This window comes from Arenibacter sp. 6A1, assembly GCF_012272855.1.
In the GTDB taxonomy this organism is placed as follows: Bacteria; Bacteroidota; Bacteroidia; order Flavobacteriales; family Flavobacteriaceae; genus Arenibacter.
Window position 1 is genome coordinate 274,957 of sequence record NZ_JAAXCQ010000001.1, and the last position, 25,086, is coordinate 300,042.

The following is a 25,086-nucleotide window of genomic DNA, read 5'->3' on the forward strand; positions in this document are numbered from 1 at the left end:
CAAATCCACCAAAATGAACCCTTAATAATTAGTGGTTAGACACTCATGAAGAAAAGAAAAATTGAAATAATGGACACCACCCTTAGAGATGGGGAGCAAACCTCTGGGGTGTCCTTTTCAGCGTCCGAAAAACTTACTCTGGCAAAATTATTGTTAGATGAATTACAGGTAGATAGGATTGAAGTGGCCTCGGCCAGAGTTTCCGAAGGAGAGCTATCGGCAGTACAACAAATTACGGAATGGGCCAATAAAAAAGGATATATAGATCGAGTAGAAGTATTGACCTTTGTTGATGGCGGCGTATCCTTGGAATGGTTGGAAAAAGCTGGTGCAAAAGTACAGAACCTTTTAACCAAAGGTTCTATGAACCACTTGACCCATCAGTTAAAAAAAACACCGGAACAGCATTTTAGGGAGATAGATATGGCTATCGCGGCAGCTACTGCTGCTGGCATCGCTACCAACGTTTATTTAGAGGACTGGAGTAATGGGATGCGGAATTCTAAATCATATGTTTTCGAATTTCTAGATTTCCTCTCCAAGCAACCTATAAAAAGAGTATTGTTGCCAGATACCTTGGGGATCCTTACCCATTCGGAAACATTCGATTATATTTCAGAGATTGTACAACGCTACCCTAATCTGCATTTAGATTTTCATGCCCATAACGATTATGACTTAAGTGTTTCCAATATCATGGAAGCGGTAAAGGCTGGTTGCCACGGACTTCACCTTACGGTCAACGGAATGGGAGAAAGAGCAGGAAATGCCCCTATGGCCAGCGCGGTAGCCGTTTTAAACGACTTTTTCACCGATGTAGAAGTAGGAGTCAATGAAACTTCCCTTCATAAGGTCAGTAAATTGGTTTCGGCATTTACCGGTTTCGGTATTCCGGCGAACAAACCTATTGTTGGCGATAACGTATTTACCCAGACCGCTGGTATACATGCAGATGGGGATAGTAAAAAGAACTTGTATTTTAACGATTTAATGCCCGAACGTTTCGGCAGGATCCGAAAATACGCTCTTGGAAAAACATCTGGGAAAGCCAATATCCAGAAGAATTTACAGGAATTAGGACTGACCCTCAATGATGACGAATTAAAAAAGGTAACGGCTAGAATCATTGAACTTGGCGACAAAAAAGAAAAGGTAACCAAGGAAGATTTGCCTTTTATTATTTCGGATGTTCTAGATAGTGACACCTTTCAACAAAAGGTATTTATAAAATCGTATGTGCTTACCCATTCTAAAGGATTAATGCCTTCTTCTACCTTGGCCTTAGAAATCAATGGCGAGCTTATTGAGGCCCATGCCCAAGGTGACGGTCAATACGATGCCTTTATGAATGCCCTAAAGAAAGTATATGCTTCAAAGAATCTGGCATTGCCTACACTGGTGGATTATGCCGTTAGGATTCCGCCCGGAAGTAATTCTGACGCCCTTTGCGAAACCATTATTACTTGGCAGCGCAATGGAAAGGAATTTATTTCGAGGGGATTAGATTCTGACCAAACCGTATCTGCTATCAAAGCGACGGAAAAAATGCTGAATATTATATAATAGAAGACAGCATACACCCAAAGATTGCCCGTAGCGATACGCAGCAATCAAATTTAGAAATCATAGATAAATTTTAGCACTGCCTTTCTGGTGCAATAACTATACTAACAAACACAAACATAATGAAATTAAACATTGCCCTTTTAGCCGGAGACGGAATAGGCCCTGAAGTCATTGACCAAGCGGTAAAAGTATCGAATGCTATCGCAAAAAAATACAATCATGAAATAAACTGGACGCCAGCCTTAACAGGTGCTGCGGCTATCGATGCCGTTGGGGAACCTTATCCAGACGACACCCATGCGGTATGTGAGGCGGCAGATGCTGTTTTATTTGGAGCTATAGGACACCCTAAGTTTGACAACGATCCGTCTGCTACGGTTCGTCCAGAACAAGGATTATTAAAAATGCGCCAGAAATTAGGATTGTTTGCCAATGTACGTCCTACTTTCACCTTTCCTTCTCTAATAGATAAATCGCCTTTAAAAAGAGAGCGTATTGAAGGAACCGACTTAGTATTTTTAAGAGAGCTTACAGGGGGGATCTATTTTGGTAAAAGAGGAAGAGAAGACAATGGCAATACCGCCTATGACACTTGTACTTATACACGTGTAGAGGTAGAGCGTTTGGCAAGAAAAGGATTTGAAATGGCCATGAACCGATCTAAAAAATTATGTTGTGTAGATAAGGCCAATGTATTGGAAACTTCCAGATTATGGAGAGAAACCGTACAAGGTTTAGAGAAAGAATATCCAGAAGTTACGGTTTCTTATGAGTTTGTAGATGCTGTTGCCATGCGTTTGGTACAGTGGCCAAATTCTTATGACGTCCTTATCACAGAAAACCTTTTCGGCGATATTTTAACCGATGAAGCTTCTGTTATTTCAGGATCTATGGGACTTATGCCATCGGCTTCCTTAGGGACCAAAACTAGATTATACGAGCCAATTCACGGGTCCTACCCACAGGCTGCCGGAAAAGACATCGCCAACCCATTGGCCACTGTATTATCGGCCGCTATGATGTTCGAAGATTTCAATTTAACGGAAGAAGCTCAGGCTATTAGAGACGTAGTAAACAAATCTTTGGTAGAAGGAGTTGTTTCCGAAGATTTAGCTGAAGGTAAAAAAGCCTATAAAACAAGTGAAATTGGAGATTGGTTGGCTAGCAATATTTAACCGATTTTCGGAAGCTTAGACTTCCATATTCTTCATAAAAAGCCCTGTATCGCAATTCGATACAGGGCTTTTCTATTACTACCATTTTATATGTAGCCAATATTGGTCTTTTAGGAATTTATGTCGTTCCCATAATTGAATTCATAGGTGCGACCGGAATTCGGTCATGCTCATTTCACAATGAATTTATCCTAGGTTGGCAGCACCCCAATGGTCCCTTCCCAATTCCGAGGGCGACAAATTATTTTGCGTTAGGGACCGCGGCGGCATCCCCGCAGCGGAGCGAGGGATATAGCCAAGGGCCCGCCCGACGCAGGAGGGAACGCCCAAATTACTATCTTAAAAATAAAGAAATTCACTGTAGCTTTCAGACATATTCTAGAAAAGGCTATTGTGCATTGAGCGCCATTTCTCTTGTAGCCTTTACTTTTTTAGACCTCCTAAAGAGAATGATCATAATAGCGATGAACACCCCTGTTCCTGCCATGGCGGCCCCTACGATACTCGCCGATGTAAAACCATACCCTAAGGCTATAGGCAGGCCGGCAAAATACGCCCCGGAAGCATTCCCCATATTAAAGGCACTGTGGTTCATAGATGACCCTACCATTTCGGACCCCTTAGAGGCTCTGATGATCGCCATTTGTATAGGGGTCGATACGCTGAAGGATATAAAACCGACCACAAAGGTCCACACTAAAATAAGGGTGGGGTTTACGGCAATAACGCTATTGATCAGCAATACAGTCACCATAAGGGATAAGCTTATCATAACGGCCTTTATTGGCGAAAATAATTCTGCCATTTTAGCGCCCAGGAAATTTCCAAAAACCATCCCTAGACCCGCCAATACCATGGCATAGCTTACGATTGTTTCTGGATGCCCGGAAACTTGAGTGATCAGTGGTGCTATATAACTGTACCAGGCAAAAAATCCACCAGTACCTACGGTTGTCAAAAGGATCATCACCCAAAGTTCCAATTTTTTAAAAACCTTGAGATCTTTTTTAAAATTACCGGTTGAGGAAGGGCTTAATTTTGGCATCCAGAAATAGATACTAAGCATGGTGAGCACCCCTATGACACCGACTATTATAAAGGAGAGACCCCAGTTGTACTGATGTCCGAGATAGGTCCCAATAGGCACTCCTATTACATTGGCAACGGTTAAACCGGTAAACATGGTCGCGATGGCCTGGGCCGTTTTCCCTTCTTTGGCCAATTTGGTGGCAACCACAGCCCCTATCCCAAAAAATGCCCCATGCGGCAATCCTGATAAAAAGCGCGAAACCAGCAACATTTCATAACTTGTTGCAAAGGCAGAAAGGGTATTAAAAACAGTAAACCACCCCATTAAAAAGAGCAACACTTTATGTGCCGGCCACTTTCCGCTTAAAACGGTTAGGGTTGGCGCACCTACCACTACCCCCAATGCGTAGGCAGAAATAAAATGTCCGGCCTGTGGAATGGTAATCTGTAAGGCTTTGGCAACATCTGGGAGAATCCCCATGATAACGAATTCTGTCATCCCTATTCCAAAACCACCCATTGCCAGGGCTATTAATGCTTTTTTATTGTAATTTTCATTCTTCATAAGTACCATGTTTAATCTTTTAGCCAATGTAAAATTGGCCGAAAACCTCACCTCTAGGCGTTTGCGAAGTTCCTAGGGGCAAAAACCTGCAAATTTAGGGAGCTTTAAACGACTAATAGCACTTTTAACAATTAATAAACGTTATCTTATTTTTTGGTTAAAATTGATTAATTTTATATAGGTCTTAACTGTATAAATTAGATTTTTAATGCCTTTGGGAAGCCAAAGACCAAGGAGGACAACTATTCAGAGGTATTTTATATAAGACTACTAGCCGGCGCCATCTATTGACGATCCTATAGAAAAAAGATTTATCATAATTCGTTAGGCATATAAAAGGATGTCGTTCGTCTTCCTTCCTTAAGGGAGTATTTTAGTAATCAAAGCATGCCATGAAAATATACCAACATAAAGTTTTGAGCATTGAGGATATAGAAACTATAGCGTTGGATTTTACACCCGATGTGTTTTTTCTTTTTATTTCTCCGGTTTTTAACGGGGCAGAAGAATTCGTTAAAAAACTGCATCAAAAATTTGATACAGCCATCCTTTTTGGTTGTTCTACAGCAGGAGAAATTCTAGGAAACAAAATATTCGATGCTTCTATAGCTTTGACGGCTGTTCGCTTTTCTCATACAAAGTTACGGTGCACGGCTATAGATCTAAATTCCTGTGAAATGGATAGTTTCAAAGCAGGAAAAGCGCTCAGCGAGAATTTAGCGGAAAAAAACCTACGACATATTTTTGTCCTCAGCGACGGTCTTTTTGTCAATGGCGCAGAATTGGTCGACGGACTTACAGCTCCTTTGGACACATCTGTCAGCATTACTGGCGGCCTGGCTGGCGACGGGGCTAATTTTGAAAAAACCTTTGTGATCTGTAAAGACCGACTAGCATCGAAAAAGATTGTAGCCTTGGGATTTTATGGTGACGACCTAACTATAGGCTATAGTTCTAAAGGAGGCTGGGACAGTTTTGGCATAGAGCGTATGGTCACAAAATCTGACCTTAACATCCTTTATGAATTGGATGGGGTACCAGCCTTGGATCTTTATAAAACTTTTTTAGGGGAAAAGGCAAAAGAACTACCGGGTACGGGATTATTATTTCCCTTAAGTATGCGCGATGAGACGAATAAATCGCCCGTTGTCAGGACCATTTTAGGAATCGATGAAAAAGCAAAAAGTCTAACCTTTGCCGGCAATATTCCACAGGGATCATATGTACGACTAATGAAAGCCAATATAGATCGAATTATCAACGGGGCAGAACACGCTGCCGATGTAGCACAGGCCAATATAGGGAAACAGCCGCAATTGGCTTTTCTAATTAGTTGTGTTGGCCGGCGACTAGTGATGAAACAACTGGCAGAAGAGGAGGTCGAAGCAGTCAATGACGTCTTTGGAAATGCTGTTTACAGCACTGGTTTTTATTCTTATGGGGAAATTGCTCCCTTTGATAAATTTACACCTTGTGCGCTACACAACCAAACCATGACCATAACCACCTTTTCTGAATGAAAGACTTCCACCGATTATTAAAAAGACAGTTAGCCAAGGCCGATTTAGATGAACAAACCCTAATACGGATAACCCCTTTACTATGCCAAATTGATCTGGCCTATAAAGAATTTGACAAGGATATTCTTCATACAGAACACATTCTTGAGCTGAGCTCACAAGAGCTTTTTGAAGCCAACCAACAGCTTAAAAATAGTGTTGAAACCATTAGCGGGCAACTATCCAAAATTGCAGGGAATATAAAAGATGTCATTTTTGAAATGGACCTCGAAGGAAATTGGTCCTATCTCAATCCGGCTTGGGAAAATTTAACCGGATTAAAAGTACAGGATTGTTTGGGCCAGCCCTATACTAATTACCTAAAAGACGAAGCGGGAAATCCATACAACCTCTTAAAAGAGTTTAACAGTGCAGGCCCAAATGCTTTCGCTAAAACCATACAGTTAAAGACCTCGGACGGTCAACTAAAATGGCTCGAATTTTCATTAAAAAGCATCCCCTCCAAAAAAGCTATGGCCGAAGGTTTTATAGGAACCATTGTCGATATCACTACCCTCAAGGAAACAGAACTAGCCTTAACGGAGGCCAAGGAGAAGGAATCTAGGGCTAACAAGGCTAAGGACGAATTTTTGTCCACCATGTCGCACGAAATAAGAACACCCTTGAGTGCGGTAATAGGAATTAGCCACCTCTTGCTTTTAGAAAACCCTAGACCCGATCAAATGGAAAACATGGAAACCTTAAAACATTCCTCGGCACATTTGCTATGTTTGGTAAACGACATTTTAGATTTTAACAAAATAACATCGGGGGTGTTAGAGCTAGAGGAAGCTAATTTTAATATTCACTACCTTTTGGACGGTATTCATAGTATTTTTAACAATATCGCGAAAAGCAAAGGAATACGGCTCAATATAAAGAAAGACCGCGCCTTAGCGCCTAATTTTATTGGGGACAGCACTAGGATTACCCAAATTATATCGAACCTTATCAATAATGCCATAAAATTTACGGAGCAAGGGAAGGTACTCTTAGATATTGAAGTAGTTCAGGACACCGAAGAATTTCAGGTATTAGAATGTAAGATCGTGGATACCGGAATAGGAATACCCGACCTTAAACAGAAAAAGATATTCCAATCATTTACCCAGGCCAATTCCGATACCACAAGAAAATATGGAGGTACCGGCTTAGGGCTTGCCATTTGCAAACAACTGTTAGAGCGTATGGACAGTAGCATACATTTGAAAAGTAAGGTAGGCAAGGGCTCTACATTTAGTTTTTCACTTACCCTTCCAAAAGCAAATTCAAACGAAGAAATTGAGAATATCAACAACAAGTATCAATTAGGTTTTGACCAGTACCATTCCCTAGACGGAATAAAGATTCTGGCGGTAGACGACAATAAGATCAATATTATGGTGCTCGAAAAATTCCTGACCAAATGGAGGGTCGACTACGATATAGCAGAAAATGGTCTGATTGCCCTGGAAAAAGCCAAAGTAAACTCCTATGACCTTATTTTAATGGATCTTCATATGCCGGTACTCAACGGATTTATAGCCAGCAAATTAATTCGGGAAACGGACCATACACCCAACAAAACAACTCCTATTTACGCCTTTTCGGCCTCTATTGGCATGGATGTCAAGAAGGAAACTGAAAAATATGGTATTGATGGGCTGATCTTGAAACCCTTTGACCCTTTTAAACTCTACACAACCCTATCCCAAATAGTAGCACAACACAAGCACCTATAAAAAATGCCCCCTATTCTTGCTAAAAGAATTCGGGGGCATCCTTGTACATTACCGCTATCGAAAGTAACTTTTATAAAATATAATCAGTACTGATAAAATTCGATAGTTTGGTATCTAACAACTTTTCTATAGTGTCTGTATTCAATTCGTTGTCCTTAAAGGCTACAAAGGTCCTTACTGAAAAAGACCGCAGGGCATCGTGTACACTAAGGGTCGATTGGGCAGAGTCTTTTCTTCCTGTAAACGGGTACACATCTGGTCCACGTTGGCAAGAGCTGTTTAGGTTTACCCTACATACCAAGTTCACCAAGGTATCTATGAGCGGTGCTAGGGCGTACACATCCTTTCCGAACAAACTTACCTGTTGCCCGTAATTAGACTCGGCCATATCATCTAAAGGCTCTTCGATATCAGTGAAGGGCACAATAGGAATTATTGGGCCAAATTGTTCTTCTTGGTACACTCGCATGTCACTGGTTACCGGATATAGTACTGCAGGCCAAATATAATTATCAAAACGCTGACCTCCTTTTTCATTTAATATTGTAGCCCCTTTAGCGACGGCATCATCTATTAATTCCTGAATATATGCTGGTTTGGCCGGTTCTGGCAATGGCGTTAACTGCACTCCGTTCTCCCAAGGGTTCCCAAATTTCAAAGCATCAACTTTTTTGGCAAAACGCTTATTAAATTCTTTGGCTATATCCTTATGTACATAAATTATTTTTAAGGCCGTACATCGTTGTCCGTTAAAAGACAAGGTCCCGGCAATACATTCGTTTATAGTAAGGTCTAGGTCTGCATCTGGTAAAATAATAGCTGGGTTTTTTGCCTCCAAGCCCAATACCAAGCGTAATCTATTACTTTTTGGATGTTGATTCTGTAGGGCATTGGCAGATTTACTGTTCCCGATCAGTGCCAATACATCTACCTTTCCTGTTTTCATTATGGGGCTAGCTACTGCTCTCCCGCGACCGAAAATAATATTAACGACTCCTCTGGGAAAACTAGTCTGAAAAGCCTCCAGTAAAGGGGTTATTAACAGAACGCCGTGTTTTGCAGGTTTAAAAATAGTCGTATTCCCCATCATGATAGCCGGAATCAATAGGGCAAAAGTTTCATTTAAAGGATAGTTATACGGTCCTAAACAAAGTACCACTCCAACGGGTCCTCGCTTAATATGGGCGTACACGCCATCGTGTTTTTGAAACTTGGAAGAATTCCTATCTAACTGCTTATAATCTTCTATGGTATCTTCTATATAATCTACGGTCCTATCGAATTCCTTTTGCGAATCTGGAAGGGATTTACCTATTTCCCACATCAAGAGCTTTACGATTTCTTCTCGTTTGGTCTTCATCTTTTTCACAAAGATCTCCATACATTCTATCCGCTCATTGACCCTCATGGTCGGCCAAGCGCCCTGCCCTTTATTGTAGGCCAACAGGGCTGCATCCAACGCTCCCAGAGCTTCTTCTTCACCCATATCCGGAATAGATCCCAAAAGTGTAGGAGCATACTCTTCTGTCGATGAAATAGTAGAATACACTTCTGTAGATTTCCCTTCCCATGGTTTTAACACTCCATTTACCAAATAAGATTTTTGGTGAATAAGACTGGTGATTTTATATTCCTCCGCGATATCTGTGTTGTTCATAATATATCTTTTAAATATTGATGGAATCCTAATTCCAAAATGCTCTAATTGCTAATTTAGTAATTCTGATTGTCTTTCAGCACATAAATTAGTGGAGCAAATGCATTATTAAAACGAAAACGTTTTAGATTTTGACTTTATAATAAAAATAGAATCAAATGTGATTAAATCAAATACTGGAACAAATCTGGTTTATCATTAATATACTCCCCAAAAAAGTTATTCTCTTTCATTCGTTGTACAAGAGGCTCCAGATCTTCAGGAGTTTTTAACTCGATTCCCACGACTGCCGGAGCATTTTCCTTACTCGATTTCTTTGAATATTCAAAATGGGTAATATCATCGTTAGGTCCCAATATTTCTGCTACGAACTGCTTAAGGGCGCCTGGGCGCTGCGGGAATCTAACGATAAAGTAATGTTTTAATTTTCCAAATAACAAGGCGCGTTCTTTTATCTCTGCGGTTCTTGTTATATCGTTATTACTACCACTGACAATACAAACTACATTTTTCCCTTTGATTTCTTCTTTAAAATCATCCAATGCACTTATTGTCAATGCTCCTGCCGGTTCTACCACAATGGCATCCCTATTGTAGAGATCCAATATTGTTTGGCACACCTTGCCTTCTGCCACGGTGACCATATCTTTTAAGTATTCCTTACAGATAGAAAAGGTATAATCGCCTACTCGTTGCACGGCGGCTCCATCTATAAACTTATCAATTTGATTTAATTTTGTATTGACACCTTTTTCCATGGAAGTTTTCATGGATGGTGCTCCTTGAGGTTCCACCCCAATAATTTTTGTATTTGGCGACAAGGTTTTAAACACAGCGCATAATCCCGAGGCAAGACCTCCTCCCCCAACGGCTACGAAAAGGTAGTCTATTGGGGTCTTGGTCTGTTCTAATATTTCGAGCCCTACGGTTGCCTGTCCTTCTATTATTTTTGGATCGTCGAAGGGATGGACAAAGGTTTTTTTATGTTCGGAACAAAATTTCATCGCCGCCTTTGAAGAATCGTCAAAGGTATCTCCTTCCAATACAACGGTAACCCAATCTCCCCCAAACAACTTGGTTTGTTCTACCTTTTGTTTTGGGGTAACGGCAGGCATATATATAGTACCTTGAATACCGAGGTGGTTGCATGCAAAGGCAACCCCTTGGGCATGGTTTCCGGCACTGGCACAAACAACGCCGTTAATTAGTTCTTCTTTTGATAGGGAGCTAATTTTATTAAAGGCTCCTCGTATTTTATAGCTCCTTACACGATGTAAATCTTCTCTTTTCAGTAGAATATTAGCATCATATTCTTTGGAATAGCGAATACTTTGGGTTAATGGGGTAATGTCTGCTACTTGGCGAATGGTTATTGCTGCCTTACGGACATCTTCTATATTGGGAAAATATGGAGTCATATTCTTTTCTTTAGTATTTGTATTAAGAGGATTAAGCGGTATAGAATTGCTATTGCAATTAGCGGCTACCGTAATTTTATAGGTTTATCTAAAACCTCCTCTTTCATGCTGCACCCTCTTAGGTGTTTATTGCTTGGGGAGGGACTAGCGCAGGTCCCTTCAATTTCCTTATTCTTAGGCGTCAAACTGCCTTCTCTATTCATTTTGCTTGCTACCTAATTATAGCTCTTCGAGAAAGTCCCGTTCCCTGGCCATTAAGGAGACTGCTTGCAGTAGTGGTACTTGTATTGGGAATCATTAAAATCAACATTCAAAAAAATAAAACCTGTCAAGTAACGAACACAAGACAGGTTTTAAATTTTTCTACCAAGAGTGTGTTACACTATCGGCTTCATCGCTGTCATAGATGCGCGAAGTCTTGCTCCGACAACTTCTACCGGATGCTCTCTCAACGCTTTGTTAACGGCAATAAGCTTAGCGTTATCTACCCCTAAATTCTTTTGGTCAGCAAATGGCTTTCCAATAATATCAGTTTCTACAGTAGTCATAAAGTCGGCCAATAAAGGCTTACAAGCATGATCAAAAAGGTAACAACCGTATTCTGCAGTATCAGAAATCACTCTGTTCATTTCGAACAATTTCTTTCTTGCAATGGTATTCGCTATTAATGGAGTTTCGTGCAAAGATTCGTAATAAGCAGACTCTGCAATAATTCCTGATTCAGTCATTGCCTCAAAAGCCAATTCTACACCAGCTCTTACCATGGCTACCATAAGCACACCATTATCGTAGAATTCCTGCTCAGAAATTTCATCGCTACCGGCTGCTGTCTTTTCAAAGGCAGTTTCTCCTGTAGCGGCTCTCCAAGTCAATAGGTTTTTATCGTCATTTGCCCAGTCTTCCATCATGGTTTTAGAGAAATGCCCTTCCATAATATCATCCATATGCTTTTGGAACAAAGGACGCATGATATCTTTTAATTCTTCTGAAAGTTCAAAAGCCTTAATTTTTGCTGGATTCGACAAACGATCCATCATATGGGTAATTCCCCCGTATTTCAATCCTTCGGTAATCGTTTCCCATCCGTACTGGATCAATTTAGAAGCGTAGCCGGCATCGATTCCTTTTTCGATCATTTTATCAAAACAAAGAATAGATCCCGTTTGTAAAAGTCCACATAAAATGGTTTGTTCACCCATTAAATCAGATTTTACTTCTGCCACAAAGGAAGACTCTAATACACCTGCCTTATGACCACCTGTTGCTACTGCATATGCTTTGGCTTCGGCCAATCCTTTTTCTTGAGGATCGTTATCGGGATGTACGGCTATTAAGGTAGGTACCCCAAATCCTCTTTTAAACTCTTCACGTACTTCAGATCCTGGACATTTAGGCGCCACCATGATTACGGTTAAATCCTCACGGATCTGCATACCTTCTTCTACGATATTAAAACCATGAGAGTACGACAAGGTCGCTCCTTTTTTCATCAATGGCATAATGGCAGACACTACTGCTGTATGCTGTTTGTCTGGAGTAAGGTTTACCACTAGGTCTGCTGTAGGCACCAATTCCTCATAAGTACCTACTGTAAATCCGTTTTCCGTTGCATTTAAATAAGATTGTCTTTTCTCTTTAATCGCCGCTTCTCTAAGAGTATAAGCAATATCTAATCCAGAATCGCGCATATTCAACCCTTGGTTTAGCCCTTGAGCACCACAACCAACGATGACGATTTTCTTTCCCTTCAAAGCTGATACACCATCTGAAAATTCAGAAGAATCCATAAACCTACATTTCCCTAATTGGGTCAACTGTTCTCTTAGAGATAGTGTATTGAAATAATTTGCCATTTTTTAAACGCGTTTTTTAATTTCCGATAGCTATCGGAGTTTATTATTTATTGATTAAATTCTTTTATTAATTTCGAAATCTGCATTTCTGCTTTGGAGACAGCAATCCTTCCAGAGCGCACAAACTGCATAATTCCATAAGGCTTTAACTGTTCGTACATTTCCTCAATTTCGCTTCTTCTGCCCGATTTTGACAACACGAAAAAGTCTCTCGAAACCGTTACGATCTGAGCATTGCTTTCTTTAATAATATTCTGAATATTTCTTTCGTCGAACAACAAAGAAGAAGCAATTTTAAAAAGCGCAGATTCCTGATAGATGGTTTCCTCATCGCTATGGCTAAAAGCCTTGATCACTTCAATTTGTTTTTCAATCTGCCCAACAATATTATGGACCCATGCTGGAGTGGTATAGACCACTATGGTAAATTTAGAAACGTTTTCTATTTCTGATTTAGAAACATTTAAACTCTCTATATTGATATGACGTTTTAAAAATATCCCCGAAATTCTATTCAGCAACCCTACATTGTTTTCCGAGTACACTGAAATCGTAAACCATTTTTTTTCCATATTCCTCTCCGCCATTGCTTGATGCTTTGGCTTCTTTATTTTTTTTATTATTTATTTCAACCGTACTTCGGAAACTGAAGCGCCTGCAGGGATCATCGGAAAAACGTTGTCTTCTTTTTCCACGCATACCTCTAGAAAATAAGCATCTTTAGAAGCCAACATTTCTTGAATAGTTGCTTTTAAGTCCTTTCGTTCACTGATTCTTTTGGACTCAATATGGTATCCTTCGGCTATTTTTACAAAATCGGGATTGGTCATCACGGTAGAGGCATATCTTTTTTCAAAGAACAATTCTTGCCATTGACGTACCATTCCCAGGTGCTCGTTATTAAGCACTACGATCTTCACTGGGGTTTTGTTTTGGAAAATGGTTCCCAGTTCCTGAATGGTCATCTGGTACCCTCCATCGCCTATAATGGCTACTACTTCCCTATCCATGGCACCCATTTTAGCGCCTATGGCCGCAGGAAGGGCAAAGCCCATAGTTCCCAGTCCGCCAGAAGTAACGTTACTTTTAGACTGCTTAAACTTAGCATATCGGCAAGCAATCATTTGATGTTGCCCTACATCCGAAACAATTATAGCATTATGATCGGAAGCGATATTTATTTCTTCTATCACCTCTGCCATGGTCAGTTTCTCCTTGGTAGGATATACATCGTTTTTTATAACGGCATCGAATTCTATCTTGTATTTCTCTTTAAACTCATTGTGCCAATCTTGGTGACTGTTAGCGTTTATCAAAGGCAACAACATAGATAATGTTTGTTTGGCATTACCCAATACGGCCACATCGGCTTTTACATTTTTATTGATCTCTGCCGGGTCTATGTCAAAATGAATTACTTTTGCCTGTTTGGCATAGGTATCCAAACTCCCGGTTACCCTATCGTCAAACCTCATCCCAATGGCTATCAGCACATCACATTCATTCGTAAGCAGGTTAGGGCCATAATTTCCGTGCATCCCTACCATTCCCACATTTAGTGGGTGATTGGAATCGAGGGCAGAAAGTCCCAAAATTGTCCAAGCCGCCGGGATTCCCGATTTTTCGACCAATTCTTTTAGTTGTTGTTCTGCTTCTCCCAGGATCACTCCTTGTCCAAAAACAATTAGAGGTTTCTTGGCACTATTGATCAATGCAGCAGCCGCTTCTACGGCCGTAGCTTCTGGCGTAGGATATGGCTTATAACTACGTACGGCTTTACAAGGCTCGTATTCAAAGTCAAAGGTGTCGATCTGGGCATTTTTGGTAATATCGATTAACACAGGGCCTGGTCTTCCGGATCTGGCGATATAAAATGCCTTTGCCAAAATTTTCGGGATTTCAGCAGCTTCTGTTACTTGGTAGTTCCATTTGGTTACCGGAGTAGAAATGCCAATGATATCTGTTTCTTGAAAGGCATCGGAACCCAACAAATGACGTGCTACCTGTCCGGTAATACATACCATTGGGGTGGAATCTATCTGGGCATCGGCCAAACCGGTCACCAAATTTGTAGCTCCAGGACCAGAGGTCGCAACGGCCACCCCTACTTTTCCTGTCACCCTAGCAAAGCCCTGGGCGGCATGGGTAGCCCCTTGTTCGTGACGTGTTAAAATATGAGTTAATTTATCTTGAAACTTATAAAACTCGTCATACAAAGGCATAATAGCCCCACCTGGATACCCGTAAATCAGGTCTACTCCTTCTGCCAATAAGCAATGGATAATAGCCTCAGCACCACTAATTCTGATAGTGTTCTGTTTTGTCGTTTTTGCTTTTTCCTTTTTCAATGTTTCCATAATTGTAGCCCTAATCGGTTAACATATTTTGGTATAAATACCGCTTAAAATCCCTTAGGGGAATTTGATTATTTTTATTTTGTGAATTCCTAAAACTCGTCGGTTACACAACCCACGGAAGCCGAAGAAACCGTATTGGCATATTTGTACAAACTTCCTTTACTAACCTTTAAGGCTGGTTGTACCCAATTAGCTCTACGTGTTTCGATCTCTTCATCGCTCAGGTTCACGGAAATAGTATTCTTTTCTGCATCAATGGTAATAATATCGCCATCTTGAACCAATGCGATAGTTCCACCGTCTTGTGCTTCTGGACTCACATGGCCTACGACAAATCCGTGTGTACCTCCAGAGAAACGACCATCGGTTATTAAGGCTACATCTTTTCCAAGACCTGCCCCCATTATGGCTGCTGTCGGTTTCAACATTTCTGGCATTCCAGGACCACCTTTAGGACCTTCATAGCGAATCACCACTACATCTCCTTTTTTCACCAATCCATTTCCGATCCCGGCATTTGCCTTAAACTCATCATCGAATACTTTTGCTGGTCCGCTGAAATGCAACCCTTCTTTTCCGGTGATTTTGGCTACCGATCCTTGCTGTGCCAAGTTGCCATATAATATACGTAAGTGACCCGATTCTTTAATTGGGGCATTCAATGGTTTTATAATTTCTTGTCCTTCGGTCAAGCTAGGCACCTCTGCTAAATTCTCCGCTATTGTTTTTCCGGTTACGGTTAAACAATCGCCATGTAGCATACCGTTTTCCAACATAAATTTCAATACTGCCGGTGTTCCACCTACTCTATGAACATCTTCCATCAAGTACTTACCACTAGGCTTTAGGTCGGCCAAGAAAGGGGTCGTATCACTAATTCTTTGGAAATCGTCCAAGGTAAATTCTATATTGGCAGCTTTTGCTATGGCCAAAAAGTGCAATACTGCATTGGTAGACCCTCCCATTACGGTAATTAAACGCACGGCATTTTCCAAGGATTTTCTGGTAATGATATCGCTAGGCTTGATATCGTTCTCCATAAGATATTTTAAGGCCTTCCCTGCATTGATAGAGTCCATTTTCTTTTCTTTTCCGATCGCCGGATTGGAAGAGTTGTATGGCAAGGCCATCCCCAAAGCTTCAATGGCAGATGCCATTGTATTAGCGGTATACATTCCGCCACATGCCCCAGCTCCTGGGCAGGCATTCTGTATCACTCCTTTAAAGTCCGCTTCGTTCATAGTACCGGCAACTTTTTCTCCCCATGCTTCAAAAGCAGAAACGATATCTAATTTTTTGTCTTTAAAACAACCAGAAGCTATTGTTCCTCCATATACCAAAACAGATGGTCTGTTTAAACGGATCATTCCCATCAGGGCTCCAGGCATATTTTTATCACAGCCTACCACGGTAACCAGGGCGTCGTAATTCATGGCCTGTACTACCGTTTCCATAGAATCTGCAATAATATCCCTAGATGGCAAGGAATAACGCATCCCGTAAGTCCCCATAGAAATCCCATCACTAACACCAATTGTATTAAATACCAAGCCTACCAATCCACTTTCATTGGTACCTTCTTTTACAAACTGGGCCAAGTCATTTAAATGCATATTACAAGGGTTTCCCTCATACCCTGTACTTCCTATCCCTACTAAAGGTTTTTTCAAATCTTCTTCGGTCAGACCAATGGCGTGCAACATCGCTTGAGCAGCAGGTTGAGTTGGGTCTTGTGTTACGTTTTTGCTATACTTATTCAATTCCATTAATATGTGTTCTTTCTATGTTTATTTGTAAAAAACTCTATATAACTATCAAAGATAAATGTTTATATACCCTTAATTTTTTAACTCTAACTATTGATTTAAACTCAATATCTAAAAAATAAATCTAATATGCTGATTTATAGCTTATTACACCCTTAAATCATATCATATTCAGTAATTTTTTATTCTTTAATCCCGTCAATGTTTTTAACTTTATACTGACAATTCTACAAACAAAGAGTATAAAAGCCACTAAAAACTCATCTTCAGATATCTAATTAATTAAGCCTTCTTATTTTGGCCATAGTTTTTGATTCTGACATCAAAAAACAAAAAAAAAGCCTGTATCAAAGTTTATCTGATACAGGCTTTTAAATTAATAACGATCCGTATCACCCCATTTCTGGGATAATAATGACCACATTAATAATGTTGTTATTGATTTGCATAAAGCAATATTATAAAAATTCGGATCAGCATCAAAGAAAAACATTAAAAAACTTATTTTTCTTTTAATGAAGGTGCCAAAAGCCAATTGGTTTCGTGAATCTTTGGTTCATTCGTCTTCTTTTTACGGCCATGGTTCATGGTCACCTCAACGATACTTTATAACAGGGTTTTAAATTAACTTAAAGGCAAAATGATCTCCCGATTTCTTTTGGGACAGTACAGCAATAGCCTCGTCGGACAATTGTAAAATCCTAGGATACCCTCCGGTGGTCTGTCCATCTTTCATCAAAATGATCAATTTTCCGGCTGGTGTCAACTGTACCGTTCCCGGTAGTGTTGCCGAAGTAAGCATAGATACCTGATGTCCCTCTATTGTTTCATTAACCTGGTAGGCCATTCGATTATTTTCTTTGGCCACGGAAAACTCCGTATAAAAAAGCTGCTCTAACTGATTTGGATGTAACTGTTGAAACTCGGGTCCCTTATACACTTTTAGAACCTTGGCTTCTATAATACTGGCATCAACCTTTAATTCTGTGATCTTAGGTTTAAAATCTTTACAAATCCCATAGGGTAAGCTGGTATGGTCCTTTACTGAATTATGTTGCGTCACGGGTTTGTAAAAAGACCTACTTCCGAGAATCGGTTCGGTAGTAAAACCGCCTTTTACCCCTAAATAGTTTCTTATCCCATTTTCTAATTTCCCATAGGACAGCACATCTCCTTTTTTAATTTGATACACCCTATAATTACGAATGGGCAGATCGTTTAAAAAAACCGCCATTTCGGCACCGCCAAGGGCAATAAATGTAGGTTCCTCAAAACTGAGCACTGGGCCGGTCATGGTAATTTCCAATACTGCATCGTTATCATCGTTCTCTAACAAGGCGTTTATTTTAGATACCGCCATGGTATCCATCACCCCAGACACGGGCACTCCCATATTCCGAAATAAAAATCTCCCCTGATCTTGCAGGGTGGTAAAAAATCCGGCTTTTATAATATTAAGCATCCCATTTCAATTTTTCCATTTTATAAATCCCCACTTCACTTTCTATTTTATGCAATTGGTATTCTGCCTTTGAAATGGGATAGAACTGTACTTTGTCGCCTACTTTGAGGAAACAGGGCGTTTTGCTCTTTGCATCGAACATAGACACGGAACAAATCCCAATAATATTCCATCCTCCCGGGGAATCTTGTGGATATATCCCAGTTTGTTTTCCAGCAATACCTACGGAGCCCTTAAAAACCTTTGCTCTCGGCACTGGTTTTCTTGGTATTTCCAAAGCCTCTGGCAAGCCTCCCAAATAAGTAAAACCTGGTAAAAACCCTATGCCGTATACCGTATAGATGGCACTGCTGTGCAGTTTTATGATTTCTTGGGTACTGATACCCAAATGGTCCGATACCTCTTGCAGATCTCCCCCGTATTCCGCATCATAACACACTGGTAAACGCCAAAGGTATTGTTCCAATAAAACTGGCTCTTTCTTTGCCAAATACCATTCTTCCAGCTTTGGTTTTAAAACGCCAAAATCGATTTCGGCATCCCTACAGATCAAGGTTAAGGAATTATAGGCCGGGATAAACTCCCATTCTGATTCCTTCAGGTGGTATTTTTTTAAATATTGAACAAATTCCAATATCTCGTTCAATATGGCTTCTTCGATCTTTACGGGCCATTCTACCAAGATAGCATGTACTCCGAAAGGCCGAATCGATATTTTATGGCTGCTCACTATTTTATATATATTAGGTTCTTTGGTAATTCTACCGAAAGATAGGTTAATATTTCACTTACACGCTCACTATCGCCATGAATACAAAAAGTCTCGGCAATTATGGTTCTTTCCTCACCACTTAAGGTAGTCACTGCCTGATCTTTCACCATAGCCATAAGGTGCCTTAGCACAGCCTTGGGGTCGTTGATCACAGCTTGTGGATCTTTCCTAGGGACCAGTGTTAGATCGCTATTGTAATTTCGATCGGCAAAGGCCTCATACTTTATTTTAAACCCCTTTTCCAAGGCTTCCTTGGCTATCACCGAATTATAGGGTACATAAAGATATATTCCTTTTTTATAAGGAGCAAGAATCTCTAAAAACACCTTGACCAAGGCCAGATCCTTGACCAAATCGTTGTACAGGGCACCATGGGGCTTTATATGGTTTAGGGGAATTCCTTCTTCCTTTAAAATATGACAAAAATCCTCTAATTGGGTTCCGATACTTTGTTTTAATTCAGCTGTCCCCATGGTCATAGAAACGCGTCCAAAACGCTCCTTATCTGGATAGGAAGGGTGTGCTCCCACTAACACTCGGTGTTGTTTTGCCAATAAGGCCACCCTTCTCATGGTTTTTAGATCGCCGGCATGACCGCCACAAGCAATATTACAGGAAGAAATTAATGGCAATAGAATTTCTTCATTCTCCATGCCTTCCCCTATATCGCAATTGATATCAATACTATATTCCACAAATTCTTTTGGTTTCTAGTTTAAATATTAGTGATGGTTACCGCTCCTATTATTAAAAATAAAAAAACTATTCTTGTTACTTGCTTAAATAAGATTAATAGCAATTTTTGTCCCTATTAAACAATCCCCTTCCCCTGATAATATAGAATACTTATAATCTGACTCCTTAACTTTAAATGACCTTTTGTTATTTGGTTGGAATAATTGTCTCTTTTGGCTATCTAAGATTGCTCCATCCATATAAGCTTATTGCCTTTGGTGCAACCTTTTATTGTGATGCGTTCAATGCATACAGCGCAAAACTCCCTAACCAATGGGTACCACTATAATTATCATCGACAATATTGGGAAGTGAATACTGCAGATGTTCGTTTGCTACATGTGTTAAGTGCCCGTATTCTGGCAATGTTTGGGCTATACCGTATAAACACCAAGCCCTACTAAAGTTTAATCCGTCTAAATGAACCAGTTTCCCATCGCTACGATCGGAAACTTTTCCCGGTTCCAATTTAAAATTTGGATTTTCGAGCTGAGGCATAAAGACCTTTAACCAGGTTCTAAACTTTTTTTGACCATACACTTTCCGCACTAGATTAGCTTCTTCCAAACAAGGCGATAAAAAATCGAATCCGCTAGGCTCCCATGACATGGGACAACTGGAATCAGCGTTATAAAATCGATCTACACTAGTAGTTATTGCGGCCTTCAAATCTTCCTTTTCCAAGGCCTGTGCATAATCCCAAGCCAAGGAAAGTCCAAAAGCGGTATTGGTATGTTCCCCCACCCGAATAGGATAGTTTAATTTTGGCAAAAATTCCAAATAAGCATTCTCGATATAGCTGGTCAATGGCAGTAGGTTTTTTTCCAAATCCCTAGCCAATGGATCGTTCCAAGAATGAAGCTCTTCTGCTAATTTGAGGATCCATGCCCAACCGTAGGTACGCTCATAGGTTTGATTGCCTTCCATTTTAAAATAAGCAACTTCTTTTTCGATGTTTTCCTTGGAAATATTTTCTACCAGAATTTTTCTAATGGTTTCGGCCTGATTTAAACTGGGAAATTGTTTTACCAGGGAAATTAGCGACCAATGGCCATGTACCGAGGAATGCCAGTCATAACAGCCATAAAAAGTTGGGTGCAAAGCTTTTGGCGGGGCTAAATGTGTGGCATCGTGCAGGGATTGGTTTAATTTGTTAGGGTACTCTACTTGCAGGCATTCTAAAGGTAATCGGGCTAGGCGATTTGCTTCCTTAAAATGCAATTCTGGTACTTCAAGGGTTTTTGGAGCTTCCAATTCCAGCTTTTTTTCTTCCTGGCATCCTATTAAAAAAAGTAAGACTACTGAAAGAAGCAATATTTTATTACCCATGGTTTTTATGGTTTAAAGAGGTCGGTTAACAGATATTGGTAAATATAAAAGCTTCACTACAAAATAGCACGGCCTTTTCTAAAATTTACATCAGAAATAAGAAAATACGACAGCCGTTTGTCTAAAAAAATGCCGTTCGTCTAAAAATCGGATATTAATTTAACATTGATATAATATTTCTAAATGTCTAGGGTTATAATAGTCCCAAATTAATTATTTAACCTACTTAAATGACATGTTTAGAATGTAAAAAGGCGCTTAGTTATATTGACCATAGAAATGCCATGGATACACTAGGTCTTGAACTTTGCAGTAGACACAAGGGAAGAATAGAAAAATTGATAAAATTAAAAAGGACTCCCAAAGAGGCCATTCTTCTCTACTATGGACTGAAAGAGGTTGGTATTCACCCGACCTTGGAATGGTGGGACGGAAAAAAATCTGTCGACATTTCTATATCCAGAGTAAAACTAAATATAGAAATAGACACTGCCTATAATTTAATAACCCACGACCAGGCCATTCAGAATCTGGAAGAAGCCATGCATTCCTTTAGAAATGGATTTACGACCATACGGATCCCGCATATTCTCATAAAACACTATTTAAAAGAGACCGTCGCTAATATAAAGGGGATTTCTGAAAGCTTAAAAACAAACACCAAGACCATTTAAGGGTTTATGTGTTAATTAATCAATGTGAAAATGTAATAATGGGTTAATGTGAAAATGTACCAATTGATTAATGTAACAATTGGTTAATGTAACAATAGGTTAATTCGCTCAATTGAAGTTGCCGAAAATAACCACTATAGGACATCAAAAATGAAAACTCATAAAAGAGCTGGTTTTACTGCGATTAATATTTGGAATATAAATGAACCTCAAAGTCGGGAGACTTTGCGGAACAGGGATTGTGGTAACTGAGAGGCCTGTTGTTTTTTAATGAAACAAATGGGTTGGAGTAATTTGAAAATGAGAGAATTTGAAAATCGGGTTGGATCTTAACTGATGGACAGATGCCTTATTAATATAACAATGATCTACTGTAGCAACGGGTTAATTCTTTAAACTGAAGTTGCCGAAAATAACTACTATAGAACACCAAAAAAGAAGATTCAAAAAGAGCTGGTTTTGCTTCGATTATCATTGGGAATATAAATGAACCTCAAAGTCGTGAGGCTTTCGAAACAGGCTCTTTTAAATTAATGCAGTCCTAGTATTTTTTACTGTACGGGTACAAGAGTGACGCTCGCTGCCCAGGTAAATCGTTGCATTCACAATCGGGCCTACACCGACATCTGCATTCTAGGTTTATTGGTAACCTTACTTAAGTCCCAATGGCTAATGTCTTGTTGAAAGCCATTAGCTTCGTAAAACATATAGGCCATATCGGTTACCGCCCCAACATTCCAACGGCCAATATCCTGATTGAAGGCCTTTGCCCCATAAAACATCATGGACATGGTTTTAACACTAGCGACATCCCAAGAACCTATATCCTGGTTAAAACTATAGGCATTAAAAAACATCTTTGACATATTGGTTACCTTACCAACATTCCAACTCCCGATATCCTGATTAAAACTAAAGGCATTAAAGAACATACCGGTCATATTAGTGACATTACTAACATCCCAAGCACCAATATCCTGATTAAAGGCTTTAGCCTCATAAAACATACAACTCATATTGGTCACCAAGGACAGGTCTGGGACATCCTTGGCATTTATAACCATATTGGAACATTTATAAAAGCTGTAATACATAGAGACCCATTGTTGCGACCCCCATTGTTCTACGGACAATAGTTTTTCGCTATCACTGTGGCTAGGGAAATATAGGTGTGGAAAATCACCGCTAATTCTAACGGTATAGATCCCTGGTTCTTGGTATGTATGGGTAGTGCTCTCGGTATAGACTTCTGTATCTATGGAACCATCGCCCCAATCGACCGTATAATGAAACCTTCCCAGTCCTGTGGGTAAGCATATTTGGTTGGACAAGGATTTTCCAAAGTTGTCAGTTTTCCAAACGGTAATAAAATCTTTGCTGTTATTGACCTTACCGCCTTGAACAGTACTGCCGAATACTGCCTTTTCACCATGCAATTCATTATTAAAGGACGTTTCTTTTACTGACATACTTTTTAATTTGAGGTTCCTACAAATAGCCTTTTTATCCATTTAGGAACGACAATTTCCTAAAAATAAGATAAAAGACTCCGATTAATTTTAATCGACTTGACATATGTCAAGAAACACCCTGTCTTTTTTACTATTTCCTTGGAAATAACTATCTAATGTACGATTTATATTTCTTTTTAATATTTTTAATCCTGCAATTTAATCAAAAACTCAAGAACGAATAAAGCTTTATTTTTTTATAATTATCCAAATTGTTTTATAAAAACCAGTACAATATTGGGAAGGTTTGCCCATTTTAGATATGACTATTGTTATTTGAAACAACTTTTATCCGACCTCCTCTACACCGCTATCAATGGTGTATTGTCAATAGTTTTTGGACTGATATGATTCCACAACTTAAAAGCACCCCTCCACAACTGTCGTTCCTATTTATACGTTTATTCACTTTTCCTTTATATATCATATTTATTGGCATATTTGGCAAGAGGTACATCATGATATCCTTAACTTTACCATACGACCATAACTATTAATAGGAAGGGCGACTATTCTACTTCCTACAAAACGATCGACAACATGAAAAATACGGTGAAGTCTATAAACCCTTTCAACAATGAATTATTGCAGGAATACAAACTGTTTTCTGATCAACAGATAGCGCAGGTGTTACAGCAAACGGCATCAAGTTTTAGCAAATGGAAGAAGGAACCTATTGACGACAGGGCCAAATTATTGTCTAAGGTGGGCAAGCTATTGGAATTGCAGAAATATAAATTCGCCAAACTTATTACTCAAGAAATGGGCAAACCTTTGGTACAAAGTATCGCTGAAGTAGAAAAATGCGCTTGGGTATGTGAATTTTATGCGGTCAACGCTGATGATTTTTTGTGTGATGATCTTATTGAGACCGAGGCTCGAGAGAGTTTTATCAGTTACGACCCTTTGGGATGTATACTGGCCATCATGCCATGGAACTTTCCCTTTTGGCAAGTATTGCGCTTTGCGGCTCCTACCCTAACGGCAGGAAATACCGTTATCTTAAAACATGCCGCCAATGTAAGCGGATGTGCCATGGCGCTAGAGCAATTATTTGAGGAGGCGGGCTACCCTAAAGGATGTTTCCAAGTTATTATTGCCGACCACCAGCAGGTAGAAAGCCTTATAGAAAACACTATTGTCAAGGCCGTCACCTTAACCGGTAGTGAAAAGGCAGGCAGACACATTGCCGCCATCGCTGGAAAAAACCTAAAAAAAACAGTCTTAGAACTCGGTGGCAACAATGCTTGCATCGTATGGGAAGATGCCGATTTGGATGGCCATGTAAAAACGATGGTGAATGCTCGGATGTTAAATGCGGGGCAAAGCTGTATTGCCGCGAAACGATTCATCGTAGTGGCCGATATTTACGAGGAATTCATAGCGAAATTCCAGCAACAAGTACAATTACTTCACCAAGGCGACCCTATGGATCCGGAGACCGACATCAGTGTATTGGCCCGTCCGGATTTGGCCGATATCGTTGCGCAACAGGTAACCGACTCCGTTGCAAAGGGGGCAGAAGTCCTTATAGGCCACAAAAAGGACAAGGCTTATTATGCCCCTACCATTCTTACTAAAGTGACTCCCGACATGCCTGTCTTTAAAGAAGAAGTATTTGGTCCTGTAGCCGCCATTATCAAGGCCAAGGACAGAGAAGAGTCTTTAGCCTTGGCCGCCAATACCGCTTTTGGATTGGGCACCATGCTTTTTACCCAAGACTTAAAAGCTGCCCGTCATTGTATCGATCAAATAGAGGACGGCGCATTTTTCATCAATGAGATGGTAAAATCGGACCCAAGGCTGCCCTTTGGAGGTACCAAAGCATCGGGCTATGGCCGAGAACTCTCCAAGGAGGGGATCCTAGAATTTGTCAATAAAAAAACGGTCTTCCTACAATAGTATCTTGATGCGGTAAGGTGAAAGACTTATTAGGG

Annotated in this window: 18 protein-coding genes; 6 read left to right on the forward strand and 12 right to left on the reverse strand. The window is 40.1% G+C overall.

Features of this window, described 5'->3' with window-relative positions:
* The first annotated feature begins 45 nt into the window (after nucleotides 1–45).
* Together HCG49_RS01185 and leuB are read left to right on the forward strand one after the other, a co-directional pair.
* On the forward strand, nucleotides 46–1,563 hold the full coding sequence (locus tag HCG49_RS01185) for an alpha-isopropylmalate synthase regulatory domain-containing protein (RefSeq protein WP_168467738.1): 1,518 nt from the start codon (nucleotides 46–48) through the stop codon (nucleotides 1,561–1,563).
* A 122-nt stretch (nucleotides 1,564–1,685) separates the two neighbouring features.
* Nucleotides 1,686–2,741, forward strand: coding sequence for a 3-isopropylmalate dehydrogenase (gene leuB / locus HCG49_RS01190; protein ID WP_168467739.1), 1,056 nt, complete (start codon nucleotides 1,686–1,688; stop codon nucleotides 2,739–2,741).
* 388 nt (nucleotides 2,742–3,129) lie between these two features.
* On the opposite strand, the gene HCG49_RS01195 is transcribed toward leuB, so the two are convergent.
* Entirely contained in the window at nucleotides 3,130–4,335 is a 1,206-nt protein-coding gene (locus HCG49_RS01195) for an MFS transporter (RefSeq protein ID WP_240938602.1), read from the reverse strand.
* A 392-nt stretch (nucleotides 4,336–4,727) separates the two neighbouring features.
* Between HCG49_RS01195 and HCG49_RS01200 the strand changes: the two genes are divergently transcribed.
* Both HCG49_RS01200 and HCG49_RS01205 read left to right on the forward strand, forming a co-directional pair.
* Complete coding sequence (locus HCG49_RS01200) at nucleotides 4,728–5,855, forward strand: FIST signal transduction protein (RefSeq protein ID WP_168467741.1); 1,128 nt, start codon at nucleotides 4,728–4,730, stop codon at nucleotides 5,853–5,855.
* The gene (locus tag HCG49_RS01205) at nucleotides 5,852–7,615 is read left to right on the forward strand and encodes an ATP-binding protein (RefSeq protein WP_168467742.1); all 1,764 of its coding nucleotides are present in this window, start codon (nucleotides 5,852–5,854) and stop codon (nucleotides 7,613–7,615) included. Before HCG49_RS01200 ends, HCG49_RS01205 begins: the two co-directional genes overlap by 4 nt.
* Before the next feature lie 70 nt (nucleotides 7,616–7,685).
* Here the strand turns inward: HCG49_RS01205 and HCG49_RS01210 are convergent, their stop codons facing one another.
* The 10 genes from HCG49_RS01210 to HCG49_RS01255 form a co-directional block, all read right to left on the reverse strand.
* Nucleotides 7,686–9,272, reverse strand: coding sequence for an NADP-dependent glyceraldehyde-3-phosphate dehydrogenase (locus HCG49_RS01210; protein WP_168467743.1), 1,587 nt, complete (start codon nucleotides 9,270–9,272; stop codon nucleotides 7,686–7,688).
* Nucleotides 9,273–9,436: 164 nt separating this feature from the next.
* Nucleotides 9,437–10,690 (reverse strand): threonine ammonia-lyase IlvA, encoded by a 1,254-nt coding sequence (gene ilvA / locus HCG49_RS01215; protein ID WP_168467744.1) that lies wholly within the window; start codon nucleotides 10,688–10,690, stop codon nucleotides 9,437–9,439.
* 377 nt (nucleotides 10,691–11,067) lie between these two features.
* Entirely contained in the window at nucleotides 11,068–12,543 is a 1,476-nt protein-coding gene (gene ilvC, locus HCG49_RS01220; RefSeq protein WP_168467745.1) for a ketol-acid reductoisomerase, read from the reverse strand.
* 47 nt (nucleotides 12,544–12,590) lie between these two features.
* Nucleotides 12,591–13,115: an acetolactate synthase small subunit gene (gene ilvN / locus HCG49_RS01225; RefSeq protein ID WP_168467807.1), complete on the reverse strand. Its 525-nt coding sequence runs from the start codon at nucleotides 13,113–13,115 to the stop codon at nucleotides 12,591–12,593.
* Between the two features lie 51 nt (nucleotides 13,116–13,166).
* The gene (ilvB, locus tag HCG49_RS01230) at nucleotides 13,167–14,900 is read right to left on the reverse strand and encodes a biosynthetic-type acetolactate synthase large subunit (RefSeq protein WP_168467746.1); all 1,734 of its coding nucleotides are present in this window, start codon (nucleotides 14,898–14,900) and stop codon (nucleotides 13,167–13,169) included.
* 89 nt (nucleotides 14,901–14,989) lie between these two features.
* Nucleotides 14,990–16,666 (reverse strand): dihydroxy-acid dehydratase, encoded by a 1,677-nt coding sequence (gene ilvD, locus HCG49_RS01235; protein ID WP_168467747.1) that lies wholly within the window; start codon nucleotides 16,664–16,666, stop codon nucleotides 14,990–14,992.
* A 619-nt stretch (nucleotides 16,667–17,285) separates the two neighbouring features.
* On the reverse strand, nucleotides 17,286–18,128 hold the full coding sequence (locus HCG49_RS01240) for a biotin-dependent carboxyltransferase family protein (RefSeq protein WP_168467748.1): 843 nt from the start codon (nucleotides 18,126–18,128) through the stop codon (nucleotides 17,286–17,288).
* Nucleotides 18,121–18,858 (reverse strand): 5-oxoprolinase subunit PxpB, encoded by a 738-nt coding sequence (gene pxpB, locus HCG49_RS01245; RefSeq protein WP_168467749.1) that lies wholly within the window; start codon nucleotides 18,856–18,858, stop codon nucleotides 18,121–18,123. Before pxpB ends, HCG49_RS01240 begins: the two co-directional genes overlap by 8 nt.
* Nucleotides 18,858–19,595, reverse strand: a complete 738-nt coding sequence (gene pxpA, locus HCG49_RS01250; protein ID WP_317167442.1) for a 5-oxoprolinase subunit PxpA — start codon at nucleotides 19,593–19,595, stop codon at nucleotides 18,858–18,860. Before pxpA ends, pxpB begins: the two co-directional genes overlap by 1 nt.
* A gap of 268 nt (nucleotides 19,596–19,863) precedes the next feature.
* Nucleotides 19,864–20,964 carry a DUF2891 domain-containing protein gene (locus tag HCG49_RS01255; protein ID WP_168467750.1) on the reverse strand — a complete coding sequence of 367 codons (1,101 nt, stop codon included), beginning with the start codon at nucleotides 20,962–20,964 and terminating at the stop codon, nucleotides 19,864–19,866.
* Between the two features lie 230 nt (nucleotides 20,965–21,194).
* Between HCG49_RS01255 and HCG49_RS01260 the strand changes: the two genes are divergently transcribed.
* Entirely contained in the window at nucleotides 21,195–21,638 is a 444-nt protein-coding gene (locus HCG49_RS01260; protein ID WP_072763576.1) for a hypothetical protein, read from the forward strand.
* A gap of 614 nt (nucleotides 21,639–22,252) precedes the next feature.
* Here the strand turns inward: HCG49_RS01260 and HCG49_RS01265 are convergent.
* Nucleotides 22,253–23,107: a BspA family leucine-rich repeat surface protein gene (locus HCG49_RS01265; protein WP_168467751.1), complete on the reverse strand. Its 855-nt coding sequence runs from the start codon at nucleotides 23,105–23,107 to the stop codon at nucleotides 22,253–22,255.
* A 582-nt stretch (nucleotides 23,108–23,689) separates the two neighbouring features.
* On the opposite strand from HCG49_RS01265, the gene HCG49_RS01270 reads away from it, so the two are divergent.
* A complete protein-coding gene (locus tag HCG49_RS01270) occupies nucleotides 23,690–25,051 on the forward strand; it encodes an NAD-dependent succinate-semialdehyde dehydrogenase (RefSeq protein WP_168467752.1) in 1,362 nt (453 codons plus the stop codon).
* Nucleotides 25,052–25,086 lie beyond the last annotated feature (35 nt).

Excerpts from the sequence above, each read along its gene's own strand:
- HCG49_RS01265 (WP_168467751.1), bottom strand. The coding sequence starts at position 23,107 with ATGTCAGTAAAAGAAACGTCCTTTAATAATGAATTGCATGGTGAAAAG.
- ilvN (WP_168467807.1), bottom strand. The coding sequence starts at position 13,115 with ATGGAAAAAAAATGGTTTACGATTTCAGTGTACTCGGAAAACAATGTA.
- HCG49_RS01255 (WP_168467750.1), bottom strand. The coding sequence starts at position 20,964 with ATGGGTAATAAAATATTGCTTCTTTCAGTAGTCTTACTTTTTTTAATA.
- ilvB (WP_168467746.1), bottom strand. The coding sequence starts at position 14,900 with ATGGAAACATTGAAAAAGGAAAAAGCAAAAACGACAAAACAGAACACT.
- ilvC (WP_168467745.1), bottom strand. The coding sequence starts at position 12,543 with ATGGCAAATTATTTCAATACACTATCTCTAAGAGAACAGTTGACCCAA.
- HCG49_RS01195 (WP_240938602.1), bottom strand. The coding sequence starts at position 4,335 with ATGAAGAATGAAAATTACAATAAAAAAGCATTAATAGCCCTGGCAATG.
- HCG49_RS01200 (WP_168467741.1), top strand. The coding sequence starts at position 4,728 with ATGAAAATATACCAACATAAAGTTTTGAGCATTGAGGATATAGAAACT.
- HCG49_RS01270 (WP_168467752.1), top strand. The coding sequence starts at position 23,690 with ATGAAAAATACGGTGAAGTCTATAAACCCTTTCAACAATGAATTATTG.
- HCG49_RS01185 (WP_168467738.1), top strand. The coding sequence starts at position 46 with ATGAAGAAAAGAAAAATTGAAATAATGGACACCACCCTTAGAGATGGG.
- HCG49_RS01210 (WP_168467743.1), bottom strand. The coding sequence starts at position 9,272 with ATGAACAACACAGATATCGCGGAGGAATATAAAATCACCAGTCTTATT.
- HCG49_RS01205 (WP_168467742.1), top strand. The coding sequence starts at position 5,852 with ATGAAAGACTTCCACCGATTATTAAAAAGACAGTTAGCCAAGGCCGAT.
- leuB (WP_168467739.1), top strand. The coding sequence starts at position 1,686 with ATGAAATTAAACATTGCCCTTTTAGCCGGAGACGGAATAGGCCCTGAA.
- ilvA (WP_168467744.1), bottom strand. The coding sequence starts at position 10,690 with ATGACTCCATATTTTCCCAATATAGAAGATGTCCGTAAGGCAGCAATA.
- HCG49_RS01260 (WP_072763576.1), top strand. The coding sequence starts at position 21,195 with ATGACATGTTTAGAATGTAAAAAGGCGCTTAGTTATATTGACCATAGA.
- ilvD (WP_168467747.1), bottom strand. The coding sequence starts at position 16,666 with ATGGAATTGAATAAGTATAGCAAAAACGTAACACAAGACCCAACTCAA.
- HCG49_RS01240 (WP_168467748.1), bottom strand. The coding sequence starts at position 18,128 with ATGCTTAATATTATAAAAGCCGGATTTTTTACCACCCTGCAAGATCAG.